We start from the raw sequence: 24653 nt of genomic DNA on the forward strand, positions 1-24653 counted from the left end.
CGCAGCACTACCCCACTCGCTCGACCGCCGCCGTCACGAGGGACAGCAGGGCGTCCGCGTAGGCCTCCTCGGCCGAGTCGGCGGTGAACACCAGCTCGGGGTGGCCCGGGCGCTCCACGAGCACCTGGTAGGTGCCGTCGGTCGACCGGGCGAGGCTGCGGAACGTGCCGCCGAGGAGCTCGCGCATCTGGTCCTCGCGCGGGAGCCACACGGCGTCCTCCTGCGCGACCGAGTCGAGCGCCCACTCCGTCGTCCCGTTGAAGCCCAGGATCGTGCCCGTCGGGTAGTGGTGCGCCTCGATCGTCATCTCGGAGATCGTGAACACCTCCCCCGCCATCTCGGGTTGGATCACGGCGAAGCGGTCGCCGGACGCGGGGTGCCAGCGCAGGCCGGCCCCCCGCAGGAGGAGCGCGAGGTCGACGGAGATCATGAGTCCAGTATCGTCCGGGCTGCCTGCGACGGCACCCGGCCGGCACGACGGAGGGGACGGGTCAGGGCAGGACACGCAGCTCGTCGTCGAACGACGCGACGAGCCGGCGCAGGGCGGGGTCGAGGCGCACGGACCGGATCTCCCCGGCGAGGCCCACGTCGGCGAGCGTCCGCTCCCACTCGACCTCGCCGGTGGACCATGCCAGCGCGCGCAGCGTGTCGCCCACGCGGACGAGGAGCGTCCGGCCGTCGGTGACGACGACGTCGGCGTCGACACCGCTCTCGACCGACCACACCACCGTGCCGTCGGGGCCGCCGAGCCGCGCGAGGCCGGTGTGGGTGCGGACGAGGACGTCGCTGTCGAGCACGGCGAGCGGGAGGCGCGGGAGCGGGCTGATCCACCGGTCGCGCCCGTCCGACGACCGGACGATCATGTCCGCACCGGCGAGCCCGCTGCGCATGACGAGCACGTCGTCGGGGAGCGTGCCGTCGTCGATCGCGACCTGCGCGAGGGTCTCCTGCCGGACGAATCCGTCGTCACCCGTGACGCGGCCGCCGACCAGCCCGGCGCGGCCGTTCCGCCCGAGCGCGACGCCCTCACCCTGGGGGACGCTCACCTCCTCGACGACCCGACCGTGGTGGTCGAGCACCCACGCCGTCTCCCCGAGCCAGACCAGCACACGGCCCAGGCGGGTCGTGCCGAGCACGACCGAGGGCATCGCCTCCGGGTCACCCGGTGTGCCGGCAGCGGACGGGGAGTCCGACGGGGCGTCGGTCGGGGGCGCGTCCCACGTCCACCGCGTGTCGCCGGTGGTCGGGTCGGTCGCCTCGACCGCCCAGCCCGCCGGCCTCTCGGAGCCGGCGTCGTGGCCCGCGGTGTCGATCCCGTGCACGCGGACGAGGGCGTCGCCGGTCATGCCGACCCACTCGGCCGGCCCGGCCGTTCCCGTGCGGACGACCTCGCCGCTCGTGGCGTCGACGACCCACCACGTCGAGGACAGCGGGGCACCCAGGACGAGAGCGCCGTACTGGAGCCCGCAGACGGCGAGCGGCCGGTCACCGCCTGCGCGGACGCACCACGGGTCGCCGCCGAGCGCCCCCGCCACGGCCAGGGGGTCGATGTCGCGTGGGCCCGCGAGCGCGTCGAGGTCCTCGTCCTCGATCCAGTACGGCCGTTCCCGGGGCAGCACGCGGGGGACGGGGGTCTCCCACCGCGACGACCAGTCGTCCGGGTGCAGACCGACGAGGCTCCAGCCGTCACGCTGGCGCAGCCCGACCATCGTGCCGTCGACGGTGGCGAGCGACTCCGTCCGGACGTCGGGCGCCGGTCCGGGGTGGGCGCGCACACCGGCGTCGAAGGGTGCGACGACGCCGGCGGCGTCCGCGTGACGCACGGCGAGCGTCGCGTCGGCCTCCGCGCGGCGCTCGTCGAGCACACGCTGGGTTCCGACGGCGACAAGGGCCGCGACCACGACGACCCCCACGGCGACCACGACCCGTCGCCGGGCCGACGCTGACCGCACCGGCTCGGGCGGCACGGCGTCGGTGCGCGGCTCACCCTCGTCGAACGTGACCTCCTGCATGCCGCCGGCCATACGCGCACGCTAGAGGACGGCGTCAATCCGCGAGGGCGGTTCGACCGGCCCCGCGACGCACCCGTCGCCGGTCGGGTCGTCCCCCTCCCTGGAGGACCCGACCGGCGACGCGGCGACCGCGCGCGGCGGCGTCAGCGGGTGCTGAACGCCGCGTCGAACGCGGCGGCGGGCGGGTCGAACGCGTTGCGGCGGACGAACTCGAGCGCCTCGGGCGCACCGAGCAGCCGGTCCATGCCCGCGTCCTCCCACTCGACCGAGATCGGCCCGTCGTACCCGATGTGGTTGAGCGCCCGGAACGACGCCTCCCACGGCACGTCCCCGCGCCCGGTCGACACGAAGTCCCAGCCGCGCCGCGGGTCGGCCCACGCGAGGTGCGACGACAGGCGGCCGTTGCGGCCGTTGCCGAGCCGGAGCTTCACGTCCTTGCAGTCGACGTGGTAGATCCGGTCCCGGAACTCGAGGATGAAGTCGACCGGGTCGAGCTGCTGCCAGACGAAGTGGCTGGGGTCCCAGTTGAGGCCGAACGCCTCGCGGTGGCCGATGGCCTCGAGGGTGCGCACGGTCGTCCAGTAGTCGTACGCGATCTCGCTGGGGTGCACCTCGTGCGCGAACCGCACGCCGACCTCGTCGAACACGTCGAGGATCGGGTTCCAGCGGTCGGCGAAGTCCTGGTAGCCCGCGTCGACGGCCTCCTGCGAGACCGGCGGGAACATCGCGACGTACTTCCAGATCGACGAGCCCGTGAAGCCGACGACGGTCTCGACGCCGAGCTTCGCGGCGAACCGCGCGGTGTGCTGCATCTCCTCCGCGGCACGCTGCCGCACGCCCTCGGGGTCGCCGTCGCCCCACACGCGGTCGGACAGCATGTCGCGGTGCCGCTGGTCGATCGGGTCGTCGCAGACGGCCTGGCCCTTGAGGTGGTTCGAGATCGCCCAGACCTTGAGGCCGTGCCGGTCGAGGATCTCGCGGCGCGAGTCGACGTACGCGTCGTCGTCCCACCGCCACGGGTCCAGGTGGTCGCCCCAGCAGGCGATCTCGAGGCCGTCGTAGCCCCAGCCGGCGGCGAGGCGCGCGACCTCCTCGAACGGCAGGTCGGCCCACTGGCCGGTGAACAGCGTGATGGGTCGGGTCATCGTCAGGCCTCCGTCTCGGCCGGCGCGGGCGTCGGTGCGGGGATGTCGGTCCAGGTGCTGCGGTCGGCGGCGGAGCGCTCGACGGCGTCGAGCACGCGCTGCACCTGCAGGCCGTCGGCGAACGACGGCCGGGGCTGGCGGTGCGCGGCGACGTCGTTCACGAGGTCGACGGCCTGGTGCGTGAACGCGTGCTCGTACCCGAGCCCGTGGCCCGCGGGCCACCACGCGTCGACGTACGCGTGCTCGGGCTCGGTCACGACGATGCGCCGGAAACCGGCCTCCCAGGCGTCCTGGCGCGCGTCGAAGTAGTGCAGGACGTTCATGTCCTCGAAGTCGAACGCGAGCGACCCGGCGGAGCCGTTGACCTCGACACGGATCGCGTTCTTGCGGCCGTACGCGAACCGGGTCGCCTCGAACGTCGCGAGGCCGCCGCCGGACAGCCGCGCGAGGAAGACGGCGGCGTCGTCGACGGTGACCGGGCCGGTCGCGCCGCTCGCGTCACCGCTGCCCGACAGCCCGCTGAACTCGCCCGCGAGCGGGCGCTCCTTGACGAACGTCTCGAGCAGCGCGGACACCCCGGTGAGGTGCTCGCCCGTGATGAACTGCGCGAGGTCGACGACGTGCGCGCCGATGTCCCCGAGCGCCCCGGACCCGGCCTTCTGCTTGTCGAGGCGCCACGACAGCGGCGCCTGCGGGTCGGCGATCCAGTCCTGCAGGTACTGCGCGCGGACGTGCCGGACGGTCCCGATGCGCCCCTCGGCGACGAGCCGCTGCGCGAGCTGGATCGCGGGCACGCGGCGGTAGGTGAAGCCGACCATCGCGAGCGCCCCGGACGAGCGCGCGGCATCGGCGGCCCGGACCATCGCCTCGGCCTCCGCGACGGTGTTCGCCAGCGGCTTCTCGCACAGCACGTGCTTGCCGGCCTCGAGCGCGGTCACCGCGATCTCGGCGTGCGTGTCGCCGGGCGTGCACACGTCGACCAGGTCGACGTCGTCGCGCGCGACGAGCGCCTTCCAGTCGGTCTCGGTGTCGCGCCAGCCGAGCCGGTCGGCCGCGGCGCGCACGGCGTCCGCGTTCCGGCCCGCCACGACGGCGAGGTCGGGGTGCAGGGGGAGCTCGAAGAAGCGCGGGGCGTTGCGCCAGGCCTGCGAGTGCGCGACGCCCATGAAGGCGTAGCCCACCATGCCGATGCCGAGCCGCGGGAGCGTGCCGGGTGCGGACACGTGTCCTCCTTGGGTCGAGGGTGCGCCGGGCGGGCCTGCGGATCGCCCGCCCGGCGCGGGGTCGGTCAGGACTCGAAGGCCGTCGGCAGGTACTGGTCGACGTTGTCCTTCGTGACGACCGGCGCGAACAGCTGCACGGTGCGGGGCACCTCGACCTCGACGAGGTCGCTCATCGCCTTCTGCTGCACGAGCAGACGCGCGAGCTTGATGCCGTCGGCGGCCTGCGTCGAGGGGTAGATGACCGTCGCCTTCAGCACCGAGTTGTCGGCCTTGATCGCGTCCATGACGTTCTTCGAGCCGGCGCCGCCGACCATGAAGAACTCGTCGCGGCCCGCGTTCTCGATCGCCGCCATGACGCCGACGCCCTGGTCGTCGTCGTGGTTCCAGATCGCGTCGAGCTCGGGCGCCGCCTGCAGGAGGTTCGCCGCTGCGGCCTCGCCGCCCTGGACGGTGAAGTCGGCGGCGACCCGGTTGCTCACCTCGAGCCCGCAGTCGGCCAGCGCGTCGGAGAACCCGCGGCTGCGGTCCTGCGTGAGCGGCAGCGAGTCGATGCCGGCGATCTCCGCGACCTTCGCACCGGCCGTGCCGCCGAGCTGCTCGCAGATGTAGTGCCCGGCCGAGACGCCCATGCCGTAGTTGTCGCCGAGCACGGTCGTGCGGGCGGCGTTGGGGTCGTCGAACTCGCGGTCGACGTTGATGACGACGATGCCGGCCTCCATGGCCTGCGTCGCGACCTCGGTGAGCGCGGCACCGTCGAACGGCAGGAGCACGATCGCGTCGACGCCGTCGTTGATGAACTGCTCGATCTGGCTGATCTGCAGGTTGACGTCGTTCGTGGCCTCGGCCTGGACGAGCTCGACGTCGGAGTACTTGCCGGCCTCCGCGACGGCGGACTTGGTGATGGCACCCATCCAGCCGTGGTCGGCCGCAGGCGCCGAGAAGCCGATGGTGACCTTGTCGCCGGGCTCGTCGTTCTCGGTGCCGGGCACGACGGCGGCGCCCGTGCTGTCGCCGGACGTGTCCTGCGGGGTGTTGGACGTGCAGCCCACCACGAGGGCGAGGGCGGCGGCCGTGCCGGCGAGGGCGAGGGCGCGGCGGCGCAGGGGTGCGGACATGACGATCCTCCTTGATCGGGATGCTGCGGGGCTGTCGAAGGTGCAGGGGGACGAGGACAGCGGGGTCTAGGTGACGGAGCGGGACTGCTCGGCGATGCGCTGCTGCAGCATGACCGCGGCGACGATGATCACGCCCTTGGCGACCGCCTGGGCGGAGATGGACAGGTTGTTCTGCGTGAACACGTTGGTGAGCGTCGTGAAGATGAGGACGCCCAGGACGGTGCCGACGATCGTGCCGCGACCGCCCGCGAGGAGCGTGCCGCCGACGACGACCGCGGCGATCGCGTCGAGCTCGTAGTACAGGCCGTTGGTCGACGAGCCGGCCGTGGTGCGGCCGAGCATCATGACGCCGCCGATGCCGGCGGTCAGACCCGCGAGCGCGTACAGGTACATCGTGTGGCGCTTGACGTTGATGCCGGCCAGACGGGCGGCCTCGGGGTTCCCGCCGACGGCGACGGTGCGCCGGCCGAACGTCGTCCGGTTGAGCAGGACCCAGCCGACGACGGCGACGACCGCGAAGATCCACACGAGCATCGGGATGCCGAGCGGCTGCAGCCGGAACACGTCGGAGAACGCCGGCACGCGCACGACCCAGGTCTGCCGGTTGGCGATCATCTCCGCGAGACCGCGGGCGGCCACCATCATGGCGAGCGTCGCGATGAACGCGACGACCCTGCCGTACGCGATGAGGACGCCGTTGACGAGCCCCGCGCCGAGGCCCACCGCGAGCGCGGTGAACACCATGACGGACCAGTGGAAGCTGTTCGCCATCGCCTGCGTCGCGAGCGTCGACGCCCAGACGGACGACAGGCCGATGACGGAGCCGACCGACAGGTCGATGCCGCCGCCCGTGATGACGAAGGTCATGCCGATCGAGATGACCCCGAGCACCGCGGCGAGCCGCAGGATCGTCAGGAGGTTGTCGATGCTGGCGAAGCGCTCGCCCGCGGTGAGGACGCCGACGAGGCACACCAGCACGAGCGCGATGACGAGGCCGAGGTTGCGGCCGGCGGCTCCTCGGAGCGGGTTGCGGAAGCGCCGGTCGACCGCGGTCGCGCCCCCGGTCTTCTCGATGCGGGCGGACTCGTCCGCCGCAGGCACCCGCGCGGAGGCGGAGGTTCCCTGCTCGCTCACGCGGCACTTCCTTCCATGACGAGGTCGAGCACGCGGTGCTCGTCGATCTCGGACGCGGGGCCGGTGTGCACGACCCGACCTTCGGACAGGACGAGGACGCGGTCGGACAGGCCGAGCACCTCCTCGATCTCGCTGGACACGACGACGACGGCGACGCCCTGGGCGGTGAGGTCGGCGACGATGCCGTAGATCTCGGCGCGCGCGCCGACGTCGACACCGCGCGTGGGCTCGTCGAGCAGCAGGACGCGGCAGCCGTGCACGAGCCAGCGGGCGAGCAGGACCTTCTGCTGGTTGCCGCCGGACAGCGTGCGCGCCGTGCGGTCGGGGTCGGCGGGCCGCAGGTCGAGCGCCTCGATCTGCTCGCGCGCCGCGCGCTTCTCGGTGGGCTCGTCGAGGAAGCTCCCACGGGCTGTGCGGGCGAACGTGGAGAGCGTGATGTTGCGGTACACGGGCTCGTCGAGCAGGAGCCCCTGGCTCTTGCGCTCCTCGGGGCACAGGCCGATACCGGCGCGCACGGCCGCACCGACCGAGCCGGGGCGCAGGCGCGTGCCGTCGACGCTCACGGTGCCGGTCGTGGGCCGGCGCGCGCCGAACACGGTCTCGAGCACCTCGGAACGTCCCGACCCGACCAGCCCGGCCAGACCCACGACCTCGCCCGCACGGACGTCGAAGGACACGTCGTGGAACTCGCCGCGCACGGTGAGGCCGTCGACGGACAGCACGACGGGGGCGTCCGCGGGGACGGCGGGGCGGCGCGGGATCGCGTACTCGACGGTGCGCCCGGTCATGAGCCGGATGAGCTCGTCGGTGGGGGTGCTCGCGACGGGGAGGCCGGTGGCGACCGTGCGGCCGTCCTTGAGGACCGTGATCCGGTCGCCGATCTGGCGGATCTCCTCGAGGCGGTGGGAGATGTAGACGATGGCCACGCCCTGCGCGGTGAGCTCGCGCACGACGCGGAAGAGGTTGGCGACCTCCTCGCTGTCCAGCACCGCGGAGGGCTCGTCCATGACGATGACGCGTGCGTCGTGGGAGAGCGCGCGCGCCATGCTGACGATCTGCTTGCCCGCGGCGGGCAGCGACCCGACCTCGCGGTGCGGGGACACGTCGCCGTGGCCGAGGCGACGCAGGACCTCGCGGGTCCGCTGCGTGGCCGCGCGGCGCTGGGTGAAGCCGCCGCTCGCGAGCTCGTGGCCCAGGTAGACGTTCTCGGCGACGGAGAGGCCGTCGACGACGTCGAGCTCCTGGTACATGGTCGCGACGCCGAGGCGCAGGCCCGCGACGGGGTTCGCGATGGTGACGGGCGTGCCGTCGACGAGGATCTCCCCCTCGTCGGGCTGGTGCGCACCCGCGAGGACCTTGATGAGCGTCGACTTCCCGGCGCCGTTCTGGCCGAGGAGGCAGTGGACCTCGCCCGCACGGACGTCGAGGTCGACGCCGTCGAGGGCGCGCGCACCGGGGAACTGCTTGACGATGCCGCGCATCTGGAGGATGGGGCGGTCGGGCGAGGTGGCGCCCGGTCGGTCGGTCTGTCGGTCGTCGGTGACCATGCGGCGAACCTAGGGGCACTTTTGACGACGGTCAAGCAAAAGTTGCCGTGAGCGTGGCAGAGTTATGCGAACGTGATCGACGAAAGACGGGTGGTTCACTGTGCGCATGGACGAGCTGACCCGCCCTGCGCCACGGCCGACGGGGATCGGCGACATGTTCCAGCTCCTGCGCGACGGCCAGCCCCGCACCCGCTCCGACCTGGCCACTCTCACCGGACAGGCCCGCTCGACGATCGCCGCGCGCGTCGACGCGCTCCTCGGATCCGGGCTCGTCTCCCCCGCCGGCGAGGCCACGTCCACCGGCGGCCGCCCGCCCGCGACCTTCGCGTTCAACCCCGCCGCACGCGTCGTCCTCGCCGTGGACCTCGGCGCCACGCACGCCCGGCTCGCCGTCACCGACCTCGCCGGGACCGTGCTCGCGGAGCACGGCGAGGCCATCGCGATCGCCGACGGACCCGCACTCGTGCTCGACCGCGTCGCCGAGCTCGGCCTTCGGCTGCTCGCGACCGCCCGGCGCGACCCGGACGACCTCGTGAGCGTCGGCGTCGGGCTCCCCGGACCCGTCGAGCACTCGACCGGCCGGCCCATCAACCCGCCGATCATGCCGGGCTGGGACGACGCCGACGTCCCCGGCCACCTCACGCGCCGGCTCGGCGTCCCCGTCCTCGTCGACAACGACGTCAACATCATGGCGCTCGGCGAGCACGCCACCGCGTGGCGGACGGTCGACCACCTGCTGTTCGTCAAGGTCGCGACCGGCATCGGCGCGGGGATCATCTCCGACGGTGCGATCCGGCGCGGCGCCCAGGGCGCTGCGGGCGACCTCGGCCACATCGCCGTCCCCGGCGGCCTCGACCTGCCCTGCCGGTGCGGCAACACCGGCTGCCTCGAGGCCGTCGCCGCCGGACCCGCGATCGCCACCGCGCTGCGCGAGCAAGGGCTCGCCGCGGGCAGCAGCGCCGACGTCGTCGCGCTCGTCCGCGCGGGGGACCTCGCCGCCGGGCGCGAGGTGCGCGAGGCCGGCCGGCACATCGGCGAGGTGCTCGCCGCGTGCGTCAGCCTGCTCAACCCGTCGATGATCGTCGTCGGCGGCATCGTGGCTGAGGCCGGCGAGCACCTGCTCGCGGGGATCCGCGAGGTCGTCTACCGCCGGTCGCTGCCGCTGGCCACCCAGCACCTGCGCATCGTCACCACCCGGACCGGCGTGCGGGCCGGCGTGCTCGGCGCGGCCGCGATGGCCGCCGAGCACGTGCTGTCCCCGGCGGCGATCGACGCGCTCGTCGGCTGAGGCGCGACCCCAGGGCCCGCCGTGTCCGTGAGCCTCAGGAAGTCGGAAGCGCCCGCTCGAGGTAGAGGTAGCGGTCCGCGGGCGCGAACCCGAGGCCCGTGTAGAGCCGCGCCGCCGCGGTGTTGTGCGGCTCGACCTGCAGGAACGCGCGGCGTGCACCTCGCGTCCGGGCCGCGTCGAGCGCGCGCAGCGTGAGCGTCCGCGCGAGCCCGCGCCGCCGCGCCTCGGGCACCACGACCAGGCACGACAGGCCGACCCAGTCCTCCGCGAACGCCGCCCGGACCACCCCCAGCGGACGGCTCCCGTCGAGCGCGGTCAGGTAGTTCCCGGGCGAGCCGTCGAGGATCGCGCGCGCCGTCCCCACGTCGGCGCCGGCGCTCTTCACGCCGATCCACGCCGCGAGCCACGCGTCGTCCGGGTGCGCCGAGACCCGCACGTCGACACCGCCGCTCGTGTGCTCGGACGGGCCGCCGACGTCACGGACCAGCACGTCGGCGCCCGAGACCGGCGCGTACCCGCGCGCGAGCAGCGCGTCGTGCAGCGCCGGGCCGCCCGTGGTCGGGCCGACCCGGAACGTCGACGGCAGCCCGGCCGCGCGGTACACCGCCTCGACCTCGTCGACCGCCGCGCCGAGGTCGGCGGCCCGGGTCAGCGGCAGCGCGCTGTTCGCGCGGCGGGTCAGGCCGCCCGACTCGCCCACGCGCCAGCCGTCCGACGTGACGGTCGTGCGCAGCGCCGGCCACGTGGCGGCCTCGACGACCGCGCCCGGCGCGTCCGGCGGTGTCCACGTGCGCACGCGGATGCACAGGCCGTGGTGGCTCCAGTCCCGCGGCTCGTCGTGCACGAACCCGAGCCGGTCGTACAGCCGCTGCGCGGCGCGCATCGCGTCGCTCGTCGACAGCACGACGCGCCGCGCGCCCTCCGCGACGGCGTGCCGCAGCGCGTGCGTCATGAGCGCCTCGGCGATCCCCCGCCCGCGTGCCTCGGGCGCGACCGCGAGCATCCGGATCTCGAGCTCGCCGGGCTCGGCGACCTCCGCGTACGACGTGCCGTACGGCGCGAGCGTCACGGTGCCCACGACGACGTCGTCCGGCCGCGCGTCGCCCTCGGTCCGCGGTGCGCCGGCCGCAGCGCGGCCGCCGTCGGGCTCGCGCGGCACCGTCGCGACCAGCAGGATCGCCTCGCGCGCGCGCCGCCGCGCGTCCCGCAGCTCGGCCGTGTAGTCGTCCTCGTCGCGCAGCAGCCCGTCGGCCACGTACGCCTCGGCGGTCAGCGCGCCCGCGTCGTCGACGTCCTCGGGTGTCGCCCGCCGGACGACCGGCCCGGTGTCGACGGCGACCTTCACGCGTCGCCCCCGTCGGCGCCGCCGTCCGCCGTGGCGTCCCCGTCGACCCCGTCGGCCTCCGCGGGCGCGGGGACCGCGTCAGGGCCCCCGGCCAGCAGCGCCGCGAAGCCGGCCTCGTCGAGGATCCGCAGCCCGAGCTCGCGCGCCTTGGTCTCCTTGCTGCCCGCGTTCTCCCCGACGACGACGAAGTCGGTCTTCTTCGAGACGCTGCCGGACGCCTTCCCGCCGCGGGACAGGATCGCCTCCTTCGCCTCGTCGCGGCTGAACCGCTCGAGCCCGCCGGTGACGACGACCGTCAGGCCCCGCACGGTCCCGCTCTCGTCGGTGACCTCGAGCGTGCGCGTCACGCCCTCGGCTGCCGCGTCCTCCATGCGCACACCCGCGTCGCGCCACGCGTCGACGATCGCGGCGTGCCACGGCTCGGCGAACCAGTCGACGAGCGACTGCACGATGGTCGGCCCGACGCCCTCGACGCCGGACAGCCGCTCGGCCGCGACGGCCGGGTCGCCCTCGACGACCTCCCGCAGCCGCGCCATCGACCGGAACTCCTGGGCGAGCGCCCGCGCGGCCGTCGGCCCGACGTTGCGGATGCTCAGCGCGACGAGCACGCGCCAGAGCTCCTTCTCCTTCGCGAGGTCGAGCTGGTCGAGCAGCGTGCGGGCGGCGGCCGACGGCTCCCAGTCCGGCAGCGCCCGGCCCTCGGCCTCGGCGCGCGCCCGCTCGGTCTTCGACCAGGTGAGCTGGCGGCGGAACGGCGCACGTCGACGCACGTTGCCGTCCTCGTCCTCGCGCGGCAGGCCCGTCTCCGGGTCGCGGACGACGACCTCGATCGCGCCGAGGGTCCGCAGGCTCGCCTCGCGGACGCGTTCACGCTCGTCCTCCGGAGCGTCCGGCGCGTATCCGACCAGCGCGAACAGGTCGGCCTCCGTGCGCAGCGGCGGCACCTCGGGCACGACGGGCTGCGTGAGCGCCGCGGCCGTGACCTCGCCGAGCGCCTCGATGTCGAACGCGCCGCGCGAGCCGATGTGCTCGACACGGCCCAGCACCTGGGCGGGGCACGACTCGGCGTTCGGGCAGCGCAGGTCGACGTCGCCCTCGCGCATCGGGCGCAGCGGCGTGCTGCACACCGGGCAGTCGGTGGGCATCTGCCACTCGACGCGCTCGACGGTGTCGTCGGGAGCCGCGGGCGCGGGGCCGACGATCTCGGGGATGACGTCACCCGCCTTGCGCAGCACGACCATGTCGCCGACCTTGACGCCCTTGACCTTCACGACGTCCTGGTTGTGCAGCGTCGCCTGCCGCACGGTGCTGCCGGACACGAACACCGGCTCCATGACAGCGAACGGCGTCGCGCGCCCGGTGCGGCCGATGCCGACCTCGATCGCGAGCAGGCGCGTCACGACCTCCTCGGGCGGGTACTTGTAGGCGATCGCCCAGCGCGGCGCGCGGCTCGTCGAGCCCAGGCGGCGCTGGAGGTCGATCTCGTCGACCTTGACGACGATGCCGTCGATCTCGTGCTCGACGTCGTGCCGGTGCTCGCCGTAGTACGCGATCATCTCCCGCACGCCGTCGAGGTCGTCGACCACCCGTGTGTGGCCCGACGTCGGGACGCCCCACGACGCCAGCAGGTCGTACACCTGCGACTGCCGTGTGATGCCGGGGCCGCCACCGGCCCCCCAGCGCAGCGCGCCGATCCCGTGCGCGTACATGCCGAGCGGCCGCGTCGCCGTGACGCGCGGGTCCTTCTGCCGCAGCGAGCCCGCCGCCGCGTTGCGCGGGTTGGCGAACGGCGGCTTGCCGGCGGCGACCTGCGCCTCGTTGAGCCGCTCGAACGCCTCGACCGGCAGGAACACCTCGCCGCGGATCTCGATGAGCTCCGGGTGGGTCGACGGGTCGCCCGCGAGCGTGTCGGGGATCGAGGAGATCGTCCGGACGTTGAGCGTCACGACCTCACCCGTGCGCCCGTCGCCGCGCGTGGCCGCCCGCGCCAGCCGGCCCTTCTCGTACAGCAGCGCGATCGCGAGCCCGTCGATCTTGAGCTCGCACAGGTAGTGCGGCTGCGCGCCGTTGAGGTCCCGCAGGGCGCGGTCCGCCCACGTCGCGACGTCCTCGTCGGAGAACGCGTTGTCGAGCGACAGCATGCGCTCGACGTGGTCGACCGTCGCGAAGTCCGTCGAGAACGTGCCGCCCACGCGCTGCGTCGGGGAGTCCGGCGTCAGGAGGCCGGGGTACTGCTCCTCGAGCGCCTGGAGCTCTCGCATGCGGGCGTCGTAGTCCGCGTCCGACGCGGGCGGCGCGTCGAGCACGTAGTAGGCGAACTGGTCGGCGGCGATGCGCTCCGCCAGCTCGGTCCACCGGTGCCGGGCGTCGGCGGGGACCTCCTGGTCGGGCGCGGTCGCGAGGGCGTCGTCGGCGGCGTCGTTCACCCGCACATCATCGCGCCCACCGCCGACACGCGCCGCCAGGCGCCGTCAGCGCGCGTCGCGCAGCCGCGGCACGACGAGCAGGGCGACCGCGCCGATCACGCCGCCGACGGCCAGCACCGTCGCGGTCGCCGCGAGCGCGGCGGGCGCCGAGGTCACGACGACCTCCTGCCGCTCGCCGTCGACCTCCCACGAGCACACCGCCTGCGGGGGCAGCGCGCCGTACGACACCTCGGCGCCGGCCTGGTCGGCGGCGTAGGCCTCGAGGCACGGCTCGCCGCCCGCGGCCGACGCCTCCAGGGTCCGCGCCCCGACGGACGACCAGAGCACCACGAGCACGACGATGCCCACGATCGCGGCGCCGGTCGCGACCAGCACCCCGAGGGCCTGGCGGCGTGAGTGCAGCAGCGGCCGCCGCGGGGTGGGTCCCGTGCTCAGCGGCTCGTTCGTCGGTCCGGTCATCGCCTCGCTCATGCCTCCGCTCGTTCCGCCACGATCCGACCGGCCCGCACGAGCCCGGCCAGAGCCGCGCGCGCGTCGTCGGGCGACGACCGCCCGGGCGCCTCGCCGGCCAGCAGCACCACGTCCTTCAGCCCCGCCTGCGGCAGCCCGACGGACCGCCAGGGCCGCGTGAGCACGTCCGCCTGCCCGACGACGTCGGGTCCCGCGCACTGCGACGACGCCTGCGGGGGCAGCTCCGCCCACAGCCGCAGCCCGCCCTCGACGGCCTCCGCGACGCGCTCCCACCCCTGCTCGCCGATCCCGCCGACCGCGAGCGCGAGCCCGTCGACGCCGGCCGCGCGGATCGCGGGCACCGCCGCCCAGGCCGTGCCGCCGTGCACCGCGACGGCCGACGCACCGCCCGAGCGCGCCCCCGCGGCCACCGTGCCGATCCGCTCGGCCGCGACCGGCCCGCGCACCGCGCGCAGCGCCGCGTACCCGGAGAACGTCGGCAGGACGCCCGCGACGACCTGCGCGAGCAGCGGCTCGTGCAGCAGCACGGTGACCTCGGCGCCGGGGACGACGCGCCGGACGGCGGCGACGTGCTCGCCCGCACCGAGCGCGAGCGACTCGGCCAGCTCGCGCACCGCGCCCGCGTCGGACAGCACGCGGTCCCCGCGCGCGAGGTACAGGCTCGCGGCGAGCGTCAGCGGGCCGGCCACGGGCACGACGAGCGGCCCGGTGTACCCGTGCGCCGCGACCGCGAGGGCGTCGAGGTCCTCCCGCACGAACGCCCGCGCGCGGGCGAGATCGCCGCCGGGACGGTCGGCGAGCTTCCACCCGTGCGGCCCGAGCTCGGTGGGCAGCTCCTCGAGCACCGCGGCGGCGTGACCGGCGCGGTCGCCCCACGGCCCGCGCGCGGGCAGGAGCACCGTGAACGGCAGGCCCTGCAGCTCCGACGGGGTGTCGACGAGGTCGCCGACGACCGACGACTGCGCCTCGAGCGCGTCCGTGCCCGGCCATGGTCCCGTGCCGCTGACCCCGGGACGGCCGCTCACCGGTGCACGCCCGCGGCGGCCGTGCCGAGCGATGCGTCCGGGGCCGTCGCCGCGACGCGCGACGACGCCGCCGTCTCGGCCTCCGGCACCGGTGCGGACGACGAGGCCACGACGCCTCCCGGCGCCGACCCGGGGCGCCGCGTCTCCGTGACGGTCGCCTGCCCCAGCACGCGCGTGCCGTCGTACACGACGAGCGACTGCCCCGGCGCCACGCCGCGCAACCCCGCGCTCGCGTCGACGTCGACGCGCACCGTCCCCTCCGGCGTCGCGGTCGCGACCGCAGGCACCGGCGCGCCGTGCGCGCGCACCTGGACCTCGCACGCGAACGGCGCAGGCCCGGGCACGTCGAACCACACCGCGCGGTCGGCCTCCACCGTCCCCACGGCGAGCTCCTCGACCGACCCGACGACGACCCGGTTACGCACGGGCTCGACCGACAGGACGTACCGCGGCCTCCCGTCGGGAGCGGGCCGCCCGAGCGCGAGCCCCTTGCGCTGCCCGACGGTGTACGCGTACGCGCCGTCGTGCCGCCCGACGACCTCCCCGGACGTGTCGACGACCTCGCCCTCGCGCGACCCGAGCCGGTCGCGCAGGAAGCCCTGGGTGTCGCCGTCGGCGACGAAGCAGATGTCGTACGAGTCGGGCTTGGCCGACACCGACAGGCCGCGTGCGGCGGCCTCGGCGCGGGTCTCGTCCTTCGACGCGACGTCGCCGAGCGGGAACAGCGACCGCGCGAGCCGCTCGGGGCCCATCACGGCGAGCACGTACGACTGGTCCTTCGCGGCGTCCCGCGCGCGGTGCAGCTCGCGCGTGCCGTCGTCGCCGACCTCGACGCGCGCGTAGTGGCCGGTGCACACGGCGTCGAACCCGAGCGCGACGGCCTTGTCGAGCAGCGCGGCGAACTTGATGTGCTCGTTGCAGCGCACGCAGGGGTTGGGCGTGCGACCTGCCTCGTACTCGCTGAGGAAGTCGGCGACCACGGTGTCCTCGAACCGCTCGGACAGGTCCCACACGTAGTACGGGATGCCGAGGACGTCCGCGGCCCGGCGCGCGTCGCCCGCGTCCTCGATCGAGCAGCAGCCGCGCGACCCGGTGCGGAACTGGTCGCGCGTGCGGGACAGCGCCATGTGCACGCCGACGACGTCGTGCCCGGCGTCGACCGCGCGCGCGGCCGCGACCGCCGAGTCGACGCCGCCGGAGAGGGCGGCCAGGACGCGCATCAGGCCATCACCGCCGGCGTGCTCCCGCGACCGGCGAGCCCGGCGGCCCGCGCGCGCTCGACGACCGCCGGCAGGGCCGCGTGCAGCGCCGCGACGTCCGCCTCGGTCGACGTGTGCCCGAGCGTGAACCGCAGCGCGCCGCGCGCGTCGTCCTCGTCGACCCCCATCGCGAGCAGCACGTGGCTCGGTCGCGGCACACCCGCCTGGCACGCCGACCCCGTCGACGCCTCGACGCCCGCGGAGTCGAGCAGGTACAGCAGCGAGTCGCCCTCGCAGCCGGGGAACGTGAAGTGCGCGTTGGCGGGCAGCCGCCGGTCGGTGTCGGCGGGACCGCGCAGCACGGCGTCCGGGACCGCGGCCCGGACGCCCGCGACGAGCCGGTCGCGCAGCGCACCGACCCGCGCCGCGTACACGGGCCGCTCGCGCACGGCCTCGTCGAGCGCGGCCGCGAACGACGCGATGAGCGGCGCCGCGAGCGTGCCCGACCGGACCCCGCGCTCCTGCCCGCCGCCGTGCAGCACGGGCGTGAGGTCGAGCCCGCGCCGCGCGAGCAGCGCACCGACCCCGCCGGGCCCGCCGATCTTGTGCCCGGACACGGTCATGGCGTCCAGCCCGGACGCCGCGAAGTCCACCGGCACCTGCCCCACGGCCTGCACCGCGTCCGCGTGCACCGGGACCCCGTGCCGCCGCGCGAGAGCGACGACCTCGTCGAGCGGCTGCAGCGCACCGACCTCGTTGTTCGCCCACATCACCGACAGCAGCGCCGCCTGCGCACCGTTCTGCTCGAGCTCGTCGCGCAGCGCCGCGACGTCCACCACGCCGTCGGCGTCGACGGGCAGCAGCACCAGCTCCGCGCCCGCGTGCTCCGCCATCCAGAACGCCGGGTCGAGGACCGCGTGGTGCTCGACCGCCGACACGAGGATGCGCCGCCGCGACGGGTCCTGCGTGCGGCGCGCCCAGAACAGCCCCTTGACCGCGAGGTTGTCGGCCTCGGTCCCGCCCGACGTCCACACGACCTCGCTCGGCCGCGCACCGAGCGCCGCCGCGGCCGTCTCGCGCGCTTCCTCGACGACGCGTCGCGCCGCCCGGCCCGAGCCGTGCAGCGACGACGGGTTGCCCGGGTGCGCCAGGTGCTCGGTGAGCACGCGCGCCGCCCCCGGGAGCATGGGCGTGGTCGCCGCATGGTCGAGGTACGCAGTCATCCGCACCAGTCTACGAACGTGCGCGCGGGACTCCGGACGGCGGCCGCGCGTGCGCCCACCCGGCCGCAGCGTGGTCTCACCCTCGAAAGACGTCGACGCGGCCTGGCAGGATGTGCGCCGTGAGTGCCGACGAGGTCATCGCCCTGCCGCCCGCGTTCAGCGGCCAGCGGCTGGACTGGCGTGACCTGCCCCGGCACGTCCGCGAGCGCATCAGCACGCTCGCCGGGTCGCAGGTGACCGCCGAGATCAGCGCGACCAGCGGGTTCAGCCCCGGTTTCGCCGCGGTCCTCGAGTTCGCCGACGGCCGGGGCGTGTTCGTGAAGGCCGTGTCCGGCGAGCAGAACCCCGTCTCCCCGCACCTCGCACGCGCCGAGACCCGCGTCGCCGCCGCCCTTCCCCCGCAGGTGCCCGCGCCGCGCATGCTGTGGTCCGACGACGACGGCGACTGGGTGATCCTCGGCTTCGAGGTCGTGCACGGCCGCTCCCCCGAGCTGCCGTGGCGTCCCACCGACCTGGCCGCCGTCGCCGACGCCGTGGGAGCGCTTGCGGACGTCGAGCCGCTCCCCGGTCACGGTCTGCCGCGCATCGACGACGTGCTCGCCGAGGACTTCACCGGCTGGCGCCGCCTCGTCGACCTCGACGAGGCCACCCGCGAGGGCGTCGTCGCCCGCGCGGGCGACCTGGGCCAGTGGGCGCGGGACCACCACGAGAAGCTCGTCCTGCGGGAGCAGGAGGCCCTGCGGGTCTGCGCGGGCGACGCGCTCGTGCACGGCGACCTGCGCGCGGACAACGTGATGATCGACGACCAGCACCGCGTCTGGCTCATCGACTGGCCGCACGCCGCGATCGGCGCCCCCTGGCTCGACTGGGCGTTCATGCTGCCGAGCGTGTCGCTGCAGGGCGGCGGCGACCCGCACACCGTCTTCCGCGGGTCCGCCGTGAGCGAGGGCGTCTCCGACGACGACCTGCGCGCCGTCCTCGCGGGCCTGTCCGGCTACTTCATCTCCTCGTCGCTGCAGCCCCCGCCCCCGGGCATCCCCAACCTGCGCCGTTTCCAGGCGGCCCAGGGCGTCGCCGCCCTCCGCTGGCTCCGCGACCTCTCCTGACCCTCGTTCATACCGACGTGGGCGCCGTCCGCGCACGCGGAACGGCACCCATGTCGGTATCGACGGACGTCAGTCCTGGGACTTGAGGCGGCGGAGCTCCGCCGCCGCCTGCGGGAGGACCGTGAACAGGTCGCCCACGACGCCGAAGTCGGCGATCTCGAAGATGGGCGCGTCGGCGTCGGCGTTGACCGCGACGATCGTGCCGGACGCCTGCATGCCGCCGCGGTGGTGCACGGCCCCGGACACGCCGGCGCCGATGTACAGCCGCGGGGACACGGTGACGCCGGTCTGGCCGATCTGCGCGTCGTGGCCGATCCAGCCCTCGTCGGTCGCGACGCGCGTGGCGCCGACGGCACCGCCGAGGACGTCGGCGAGCTCCTCGACAGGGCTGAAGTCGCCCTCGGTGCCGCGCCCGCCGACGACGACGACGTGCGCGCTGCCGAGGTCGGGGCGACCGCTGTCGGGACGCTCGGTCCGCTCGACGAGCGTGACGCGCCGAGCGCCCTCGGAGACCGCGACGGCGTGGGGCACGACGGCGGGCGCACCCCCGGTCGCGGACGCGTCCACGACGACGGAGTTGGCCTTGACGGTGACGACGGCGAGCGGCGCGGTGATCGCGCACCGCGTGGTCCAGGTGCCGGCGAAGACGGTCTTGGCGGCGACGTAGCGCCCGTCCTCGACGACGAGCCCGTCGGCGTCGGTGACGACCCCGGCGCCGGTGGCGACGGCCAGGCGCGCCGCGGCCTCCTTGTTCTCGAACGACGACACGAGCAGCACGAGGCCTGCCCCGGTCGCCGCCACGAGCGAGCCCAGCGCCTCCGCCAGGACGGCCGTCAGGTGCAGGTCGGCGTCGGCGACGACGCGGTGCACCTGCGTGACGCCGAGCGCGCCGAGCTCGACGAGGACGTCGGCCGACGGCTCGGTGTCGGCGGGCCACACGCCGTGCACGCCGGCGCCGCCGGCGAGGGACGCGGCGAGCGTCGCGATCTCGCGGACGGGGCTGCGCAGCGCGCCCTCGGGCGTGTGGTCGAGCAGGACGAGGACGGGCGCTGTCGTTCCGGTCACGGCGTTCTCGATTCTCGGGTGGTGCGAGGAGCCCGGGCGTCCGGGCGGTACGGACTTCAGGCTCAGACGAGCTTGTTCTCGACGAGGTAGCGCGCGAGCTTCACGCCGGCCTCGCCGTCGTCGGTGACGAGCACGCGGTTGTCGCGGGCCGGGCGAGCCGCCGCGGAGACGACCTCGGTGCGCGCACCCGCGGCACCGACGGCCGACGCGTCGAGGCCCAGGTCGGCGAGCGCGAGCGTCGTGACGGGCTTCTTGCGGGCGGCCATGATGCCCTTGAAGTTCGGGTACCGCGGCTCGTTGGCCTGGTCGGTCACGGACACGACGGCGGGCAGCGGGGCCTCGAGGACCTCGGTCGCGTGGTCGAGGTTGCGGCGCACGCGGACGGTGCGGGCGGCCGGGTCGACCGTGAGCTCGGCACCGAGCGGCAGCGCGGGCAGGTCGAGCAGCGTGGCGAGGGCCGTCGGCAGCAGCGAGGTGAGGCCGTCGAGCCCGGCCATGCCGGTGACGACGAGGTCGACGGGCTCCTGCGCGGCGAGGTGCTGCACGGCGGCGGCGAGCACGCGCGCGGTGCCGATCGCGTCGGAGCCGGCGATCGCGTCGTCGACGACGTGCACGGCCTCGTCGGCGCCCATCTGCAGGCCCTTGCGGACCGCGTCGGCGGCGTCGTCCGGGCCGACGGTCAGGGCCACGACGGACCCCTCGCCGAGGGACTCGACGAGCGCGAGCGCCGCCTCGAGGGCGTTCTCGTCCAGCTCGTTGAGCGTGCCGTCCCCGCCGTCGCGCACCGCGCGACCGTCGGGGCCGAGGGCCCGGTCCGACTGGATGTCCGGGACGTGCTTGACGCAGACGACGATCCTCACGGCGGAGACGTTACCGCCCGCGGCGGCCGCCCCGGTCCGCCGTGTCGAGGGGCGGAAGGGTGGCGGAAGGGGGCGGCGTGACGCCGCCCGGAAGCACGCACGACGCACGGGTGTCACGTCCGTCCAGCAGAATGGCGGGCGTGAGTGCGACCGCCCCGTCCCGACGGCCGCCCCGGCTCGGTGTCCACGTGACCGACGAGGGGGTGGACGTCGCGGTGCTCGCGTCGCACGCGACCGCGGTCGAGCTGTGCCTGTTCGACGGCGTCGAGGGGACGCTGACGGAGCGCCGCATCACGCTGTCGGGCCCGGTGCACGGCGTGTTCTCGGCGTCGGTGCCGGGCATCCGCCCGGGGCAGCGCTACGGGTTCCGGGCGCACGGTCCGTGGAACCCGTCGGCGGGGCTGCGCTACAACCCGCGCAAGCTGCTGGTCGACCCGTACGCGCGCGGCCTCGTCGGCGACGTCGAGCACGTCCCGCAGACGTACGGCCACGTGGTGGACGAGGACCTGCACGGCGACCCGTACGGACCGGCGGACCATCGCGACTCCGCGGGGCACGTGCCGTTCTCGGTGGTCGTCGACACGCGCGACCTGCCGGGGCCCGACCCGGCGGCGAACCGCCCGTGGACGACGTGGTCGCGCACGGTCGTGTACGAGGCCCACGTCAAGGGCCTCACGGCGCTGCACGACGCCCTGCCCCCGGAGCTGCGCGGCACGTACGCGGGCCTCGCGCACCCGGCGGTCGTCGACCACCTGCTGGGGCTCGGCGTGACCGCGGTCGAGCTGCTCCCGATCCACGCGTTCTCCTCGGAGCCGCACCTGGTCGAGAAGGACCTCACCAACTACTGGGGCTACTCGACGCTCGGCTACTTCGCACCGCACGCCGCGTACGCGACCAAGGAGGCGCGCGCGCTCGGGCCCGACGCGGTGCTGGAGGAGGTCCGCCGCGCCGTCCACGGCCTGCACGAGGCCGGTCTCGAGGTCCTGCTCGACGTCGTCTACAACCACACGTGCGAGGGCGGCCTGCCGGGGCAGCACCTGTCGTGGCGCGGGCTCGACTCGACGCTGTACTACGCGCACGACGGCGGCGTCCCGGCCCGTCTGGCCGACGTGACGGGCACCGGCAACACGCTCGACTTCCGCCGCCCGGCGGTCGTCGGCATGACGCTCGACTCGCTGCGCTACTGGGCCGACGTCGTGGGCGTCGACGGGTTCCGCTTCGACCTCGCGGTGACGCTGGGCCGCGACGCGGACGGCTTCACGCCCGACCACCCGCTCCTGGTCGCGGCGCAGGTCGACCCGAGCCTGCACGGTCTCAAGCTCGTCGCCGAGCCGTGGGACGTGGGCCCGGGCGGCTGGCGCACGGGGCAGTTCCCGCCGCCGTTCGCGGAGTGGAACGACCGGTTCCGCAACGCGACGCGGTCGTTCTGGCTCGCGGACCCGGCGCGTGCGGCGCACGGGCTGCCGGGTCACCGCGTGCGGGACCTCGCGACGCGCCTGGCGGGTTCCGTGGACCTGTTCGGCCACACGGACCCGCCGCTCATGCGCGGCCCGGCCGCGTCGGTGAACTACGTGACGGCGCACGACGGGTTCACGCTCGCCGACCTCGTCGCGTACGACCACAAGCACAACGCGGCGAACGGCGAGCAGAACCGCGACGGCACGGACGACAACCGGTCGTGGAACCACGGGCTCGAGGGCCCGGTGCACCTCGAGGGGCCGGGCGCGGACATCGTGCCGCTGCGCCGTCGCTCGATCCGCAACCTGCTCGCGACGCTCGTGCTGTCAGCGGGCACGCCGATGATCACCGCGGGCGACGAGCTGGGCCGCACGCAGCACGGCAACAACAACGCGTACTGCCAGGACAACGAGACCTCGTGGGTGAGCTGGGACCTCGCGCCGTGGCGCAAGGACCTGCTGACGACGGCTCGCTGGCTGCTGCTCCTGCGCCGCGAGCACCCGGCGCTGCGCGCGGACCGGTTCTACTCGGGCCGGCCGCTGCTGCCGGACCGTCGCCCGGACCTCGCCTGGTACGACGCGCTCGGGACGCCGTTCGACCACGCGCGCTGGCACGACCCGTCAGTGCGCACGCTGCAGATGGTGCGCACGGCTCCCCCGCCCGACGACGACACGGTGATGCTGGTCGTGAACGGCGCGCTGGACTCGGTGACCGTGGTGCTCGCGGACGAGCACGGGGGTCGGTGGCGGCTCGCGTGGGACTCGGTGTGGGAGCGTCCGGGCGACGAGCGGGCCGAGGCGATCGCCGGCAGCCTGCACGCGGAGCCCGGCGAGTCGACGGTCATGGAGCCCCTGAGCATGCGCGTGTACGTCCTCGACCGCGCGGAGTGACGTCCTTCTGGACGACCGTCCAGACGTGTACCGTCGCGACATGACGCACTCCCACGACGTCGTGGTCGTCGGCGCGGGCCTCGCGGGCCTGGTCGCCACCGCCGAGCTCCTCGCGGCGGGCTGCCGCGTCGTCCTGCTCGACGCCGAGAACGCCGCGAGCCTCGGCGGGCAGGCGTTCTGGTCGTTCGGCGGGCTCTTCCTCGTCGACTCCCCCGAGCAGCGCCGGCTGGGCATCAAGGACTCGGCCGAGCTCGCGCTCGCCGACTGGCTCGGCTCGGCGGACTTCGCCGACGACGGCTCGGACCGGTGGGGACGCGCGTGGGCGGAGGGGTTCGTCGACTTCGCGGCGGGAGACCTGCGGCCGTGGCTGCACGCGCAGGGCGTGCGCTGGTTCCCGCTCGTGCAGTGGGCCGAGCGCGGCGGCTACACCGCGGGCGGCCACGGCAACACCGTCCCGCGCTTCCACGTCACGTGGGGCACGGGTCCGGGCATCCTCGAGCCGTTCGTGCGGACGCTCCTCGACGCGCGCAAGGACGGGCGCGTCGACGTGCGCTTCCGGCACCGCGTGACGTCGTTCGTCACGACCGACGGCCGCGTCACGGGCGTGCGCGGCGACGTGCTCGTGGACGACGGCGTCGCCCGCGCGGTGCCGAGCTCGCGCGAGGTCGCACGCCCCTTCGAGCTCGAGGCGGCCGCGGTCGTCGTCGCGACGGGCGGCATCGGCGCGAACCACGGCCTCGTCCGCGCGACCTGGCCCGAGCACGCGGGCCGGCTCCCCGAGCGGATGCTGTCGGGTGTCCCCGACCACGTCGACGGCTCGGGCGTCGCCGCCGCACGGGACGCAGGGGGCGCGGTCGTCCACCCCGACCGCGCATGGCACTACCCCGAGGGCATCACCAACCACTCGCCCGTGTGGAGCCGGCACGGCATCCGCATCCTGCCCGGCCCGTCGTCGCTGTGGCTCGACGCCGACGGGAACCGCCTGCCCGTCCCGCTGTTCCCCGGCTTCGACTCGCTCGGCGCGCTGCAGCACCTCACGTCGCGCGGCGACGACCACTCGTGGTTCGTGCTCGACAAGACGATCCTCGGCTCGGAGTTCGCGCTGTCCGGCTCGGAGCAGAACCCCGACCTGACCGGCAAGAGCGTCCCGCAGCTCCTCCAGCGCGTGCTGCCGGGTGCGGTCGGCCCGGTCGAGACGTTCGCGCACGAGTCGGAGGAGTTCCTCTGGGCGGACACGCCCGCCGAGCTCGCGCGCCGCATGAACGCGCTCACCGGCACCGACCGGATCGACGCCGAGCAGCTCGAGCGCACCATCGTCGACCGCGACCGCCAGGTGGAGTCCGGCCTCGGCAAGGACCTCCAGGTGGTCGCGACCGCGATGGCCCGCCGGTACGTCGTCGACAAGGTCATCCGCGTCGCCAAGCCGCACCGGCTGCTCGACCCCGCGCACGGCCCGCTCCTCGCGGTCCGCCTGTCGGTGCTCACGCGCAAGACCCTCGGCGGGCTGCACACCGACCTCGAGGGACGCGTGCTGCGACCCGACGGCGAGGTGCTGCCCGGGCTGTGGGCCGTCGGCGAGGCGTCGGGGTTCGGCGGCGGCGGTGTGCACGGGCACCGCGCGCTCGAGGGCACGTTCCTGGGCGGCTGCCTGTTCACCGGACGGACGACGGGCCGCGCGCTGGCGTCGACGCTCGACTGACGGTGCCGCCGCTGGACTGACGGTCCAGGTCGCAGGCGGCCGCGACGGCACGTCGCACACCGGGCACATCCGCCCAGGTCGGGCGCGCGTCACCCCGGTGTGGCGGACACGGCTCCCGCACCGGATGCCCACCCCCACCGCCTGCGGATAGGTTCGGGAGCGTGACGACTCCCCCGAAGTCCGGCAGCCGTTCGCGCACCACCGCGCCCCGCCTCACGCCCGCCACCGAACCCGGTCCGGCCGCGTCCGGCACCCCCGCCGAGCCGCCGAAGCGCGGCCGGCGTGCCGCGTCCGCGGTCGAGCAGATCGGCACCCCCGCGGCCGCGAAGCCGACCCGCACGCGCACCCGCACGGCCGCCGCGACCGAGCCCACGCACCCGGCCACCACCGCGCAGGTCGGACCCGCGGTGCCGGTCGCCGGC

Annotated in this window: 19 protein-coding genes; 4 read left to right on the forward strand and 15 right to left on the reverse strand. The window is 75.0% G+C overall.

The genetic code is table 11. The features are described from left to right. Nucleotides 1-7: 7 nt before the first annotated feature. The 7 genes from KOV94_RS16960 to KOV94_RS16990 all read right to left on the reverse strand — a co-directional run bounded on the left by KOV94_RS16960 (nt 8) and on the right by KOV94_RS16990 (nt 8176). Nucleotides 8-430 carry a pilus assembly protein CpaE gene (locus tag KOV94_RS16960; protein ID WP_218052694.1) on the reverse strand — a complete coding sequence of 141 codons (423 nt, stop codon included), beginning with the start codon at nt 428-430 and terminating at the stop codon, nt 8-10. A 61-nt stretch (nt 431-491) separates the two neighbouring features. Continuing rightward, the gene (locus tag KOV94_RS16965) at nt 492-2024 is read right to left on the reverse strand and encodes a hypothetical protein (RefSeq protein WP_218052695.1); all 1533 of its coding nucleotides are present in this window, start codon (nt 2022-2024) and stop codon (nt 492-494) included. 131 nt (nt 2025-2155) lie between these two features. Further along, nucleotides 2156-3157 (reverse strand): sugar phosphate isomerase/epimerase family protein, encoded by a 1002-nt coding sequence (locus KOV94_RS16970; protein WP_124344103.1) that lies wholly within the window; start codon nt 3155-3157, stop codon nt 2156-2158. A gap of 2 nt (nt 3158-3159) precedes the next feature. After that, complete coding sequence (locus KOV94_RS16975; protein ID WP_218052714.1) at nt 3160-4341, reverse strand: Gfo/Idh/MocA family protein; 1182 nt, start codon at nt 4339-4341, stop codon at nt 3160-3162. Between the two features lie 104 nt (nt 4342-4445). Further along, on the reverse strand, nt 4446-5495 hold the full coding sequence (locus KOV94_RS16980; RefSeq protein ID WP_124344104.1) for a substrate-binding domain-containing protein: 1050 nt from the start codon (nt 5493-5495) through the stop codon (nt 4446-4448). 66 nt (nt 5496-5561) lie between these two features. Then, nucleotides 5562-6629 carry an ABC transporter permease gene (locus KOV94_RS16985; protein ID WP_218052696.1) on the reverse strand — a complete coding sequence of 356 codons (1068 nt, stop codon included), beginning with the start codon at nt 6627-6629 and terminating at the stop codon, nt 5562-5564. Further along, nucleotides 6626-8176 carry a sugar ABC transporter ATP-binding protein gene (locus tag KOV94_RS16990; RefSeq protein ID WP_225916887.1) on the reverse strand — a complete coding sequence of 517 codons (1551 nt, stop codon included), beginning with the start codon at nt 8174-8176 and terminating at the stop codon, nt 6626-6628. Before KOV94_RS16990 ends, KOV94_RS16985 begins: the two co-directional genes overlap by 4 nt. Before the next feature lie 106 nt (nt 8177-8282). Here KOV94_RS16990 and KOV94_RS16995 point away from each other — a divergent pair, with 106 nt between their 5' ends. Then, on the forward strand, nt 8283-9464 hold the full coding sequence (locus KOV94_RS16995) for an ROK family protein (RefSeq protein ID WP_124344106.1): 1182 nt from the start codon (nt 8283-8285) through the stop codon (nt 9462-9464). Between the two features lie 34 nt (nt 9465-9498). Here the strand turns inward: KOV94_RS16995 and KOV94_RS17000 are convergent, their stop codons facing one another. Genes KOV94_RS17000 through KOV94_RS17025 form a run of 6 tightly spaced genes read right to left on the reverse strand, consistent with a single transcriptional unit; the run spans nt 9499 to nt 17153 of the window. Continuing rightward, the gene (locus KOV94_RS17000; protein WP_218052697.1) at nt 9499-10809 is read right to left on the reverse strand and encodes a GNAT family N-acetyltransferase; all 1311 of its coding nucleotides are present in this window, start codon (nt 10807-10809) and stop codon (nt 9499-9501) included. Beyond that, the gene (gene ligA, locus KOV94_RS17005; protein WP_218052698.1) at nt 10806-13235 is read right to left on the reverse strand and encodes an NAD-dependent DNA ligase LigA; all 2430 of its coding nucleotides are present in this window, start codon (nt 13233-13235) and stop codon (nt 10806-10808) included. Before ligA ends, KOV94_RS17000 begins: the two co-directional genes overlap by 4 nt. Nucleotides 13236-13280: 45 nt before the next feature. Further along, entirely contained in the window at nt 13281-13706 is a 426-nt protein-coding gene (locus tag KOV94_RS17010) for a hypothetical protein (protein ID WP_124344109.1), read from the reverse strand. Next, on the reverse strand, nt 13703-14731 hold the full coding sequence (locus KOV94_RS17015; RefSeq protein ID WP_218052699.1) for a uroporphyrinogen decarboxylase/cobalamine-independent methonine synthase family protein: 1029 nt from the start codon (nt 14729-14731) through the stop codon (nt 13703-13705). Before KOV94_RS17015 ends, KOV94_RS17010 begins: the two co-directional genes overlap by 4 nt. After that, nucleotides 14728-15951: a tRNA 2-thiouridine(34) synthase MnmA gene (gene mnmA, locus KOV94_RS17020; RefSeq protein WP_218052700.1), complete on the reverse strand. Its 1224-nt coding sequence runs from the start codon at nt 15949-15951 to the stop codon at nt 14728-14730. The genes KOV94_RS17015 and mnmA overlap by 4 nt, the downstream gene beginning before the upstream one ends. Then, a complete protein-coding gene (locus KOV94_RS17025) occupies nt 15951-17153 on the reverse strand; it encodes a cysteine desulfurase family protein (RefSeq protein ID WP_124344254.1) in 1203 nt (400 codons plus the stop codon). The genes mnmA and KOV94_RS17025 overlap by 1 nt, the downstream gene beginning before the upstream one ends. Before the next feature lie 110 nt (nt 17154-17263). Between KOV94_RS17025 and KOV94_RS17030 the strand changes: the two genes are divergently transcribed. Continuing rightward, entirely contained in the window at nt 17264-18259 is a 996-nt protein-coding gene (locus KOV94_RS17030) for a phosphotransferase family protein (RefSeq protein ID WP_225916888.1), read from the forward strand. 69 nt (nt 18260-18328) lie between these two features. On the opposite strand, the gene KOV94_RS17035 is transcribed toward KOV94_RS17030, so the two are convergent. Together KOV94_RS17035 and KOV94_RS17040 are read right to left on the reverse strand one after the other, a co-directional pair. Next, nucleotides 18329-19324, reverse strand: coding sequence for an electron transfer flavoprotein subunit alpha/FixB family protein (locus KOV94_RS17035; RefSeq protein ID WP_218052702.1), 996 nt, complete (start codon nt 19322-19324; stop codon nt 18329-18331). 62 nt (nt 19325-19386) lie between these two features. Further along, nucleotides 19387-20184 (reverse strand): electron transfer flavoprotein subunit beta/FixA family protein, encoded by a 798-nt coding sequence (locus tag KOV94_RS17040; protein ID WP_124341007.1) that lies wholly within the window; start codon nt 20182-20184, stop codon nt 19387-19389. A 131-nt stretch (nt 20185-20315) separates the two neighbouring features. On the opposite strand from KOV94_RS17040, the gene glgX reads away from it, so the two are divergent. Beyond that, entirely contained in the window at nt 20316-22532 is a 2217-nt protein-coding gene (glgX, locus tag KOV94_RS17045; protein WP_218052703.1) for a glycogen debranching protein GlgX, read from the forward strand. 40 nt (nt 22533-22572) lie between these two features. Next, nucleotides 22573-24231 carry an FAD-binding dehydrogenase gene (locus tag KOV94_RS17050; RefSeq protein ID WP_218052704.1) on the forward strand — a complete coding sequence of 553 codons (1659 nt, stop codon included), beginning with the start codon at nt 22573-22575 and terminating at the stop codon, nt 24229-24231. Nucleotides 24232-24653 lie beyond the last annotated feature (422 nt).

Origin of the sequence: Cellulomonas algicola (assembly GCF_019024305.1) — a bacterium.
In the GTDB taxonomy this organism is placed as follows: Bacteria; Actinomycetota; Actinomycetes; order Actinomycetales; family Cellulomonadaceae; genus Cellulomonas; species Cellulomonas algicola.

Coding starts and splice junctions, on each gene's coding strand:
- KOV94_RS17025 (WP_124344254.1), bottom strand. CDS start 17,153: ATGACTGCGTACCTCGACCATGCGGCGACCACGCCCATGCTCCCGGGG.
- mnmA (WP_218052700.1), bottom strand. CDS start 15,951: ATGCGCGTCCTGGCCGCCCTCTCCGGCGGCGTCGACTCGGCGGTCGCG.
- KOV94_RS17050 (WP_218052704.1), top strand. CDS start 22,573: ATGACGCACTCCCACGACGTCGTGGTCGTCGGCGCGGGCCTCGCGGGC.
- KOV94_RS16970 (WP_124344103.1), bottom strand. CDS start 3,157: ATGACCCGACCCATCACGCTGTTCACCGGCCAGTGGGCCGACCTGCCG.
- KOV94_RS16995 (WP_124344106.1), top strand. CDS start 8,283: ATGGACGAGCTGACCCGCCCTGCGCCACGGCCGACGGGGATCGGCGAC.
- KOV94_RS17030 (WP_225916888.1), top strand. CDS start 17,264: ATGTGCGCCGTGAGTGCCGACGAGGTCATCGCCCTGCCGCCCGCGTTC.
- KOV94_RS16965 (WP_218052695.1), bottom strand. CDS start 2,024: ATGGCCGGCGGCATGCAGGAGGTCACGTTCGACGAGGGTGAGCCGCGC.
- KOV94_RS17010 (WP_124344109.1), bottom strand. CDS start 13,706: ATGAGCGAGGCGATGACCGGACCGACGAACGAGCCGCTGAGCACGGGA.
- KOV94_RS16980 (WP_124344104.1), bottom strand. CDS start 5,495: ATGTCCGCACCCCTGCGCCGCCGCGCCCTCGCCCTCGCCGGCACGGCC.
- glgX (WP_218052703.1), top strand. CDS start 20,316: ATGGCGGGCGTGAGTGCGACCGCCCCGTCCCGACGGCCGCCCCGGCTC.
- KOV94_RS16960 (WP_218052694.1), bottom strand. CDS start 430: ATGATCTCCGTCGACCTCGCGCTCCTCCTGCGGGGGGCCGGCCTGCGC.
- KOV94_RS16990 (WP_225916887.1), bottom strand. CDS start 8,176: ATGGTCACCGACGACCGACAGACCGACCGACCGGGCGCCACCTCGCCC.
- KOV94_RS16975 (WP_218052714.1), bottom strand. CDS start 4,341: ATGGTGGGCTACGCCTTCATGGGCGTCGCGCACTCGCAGGCCTGGCGC.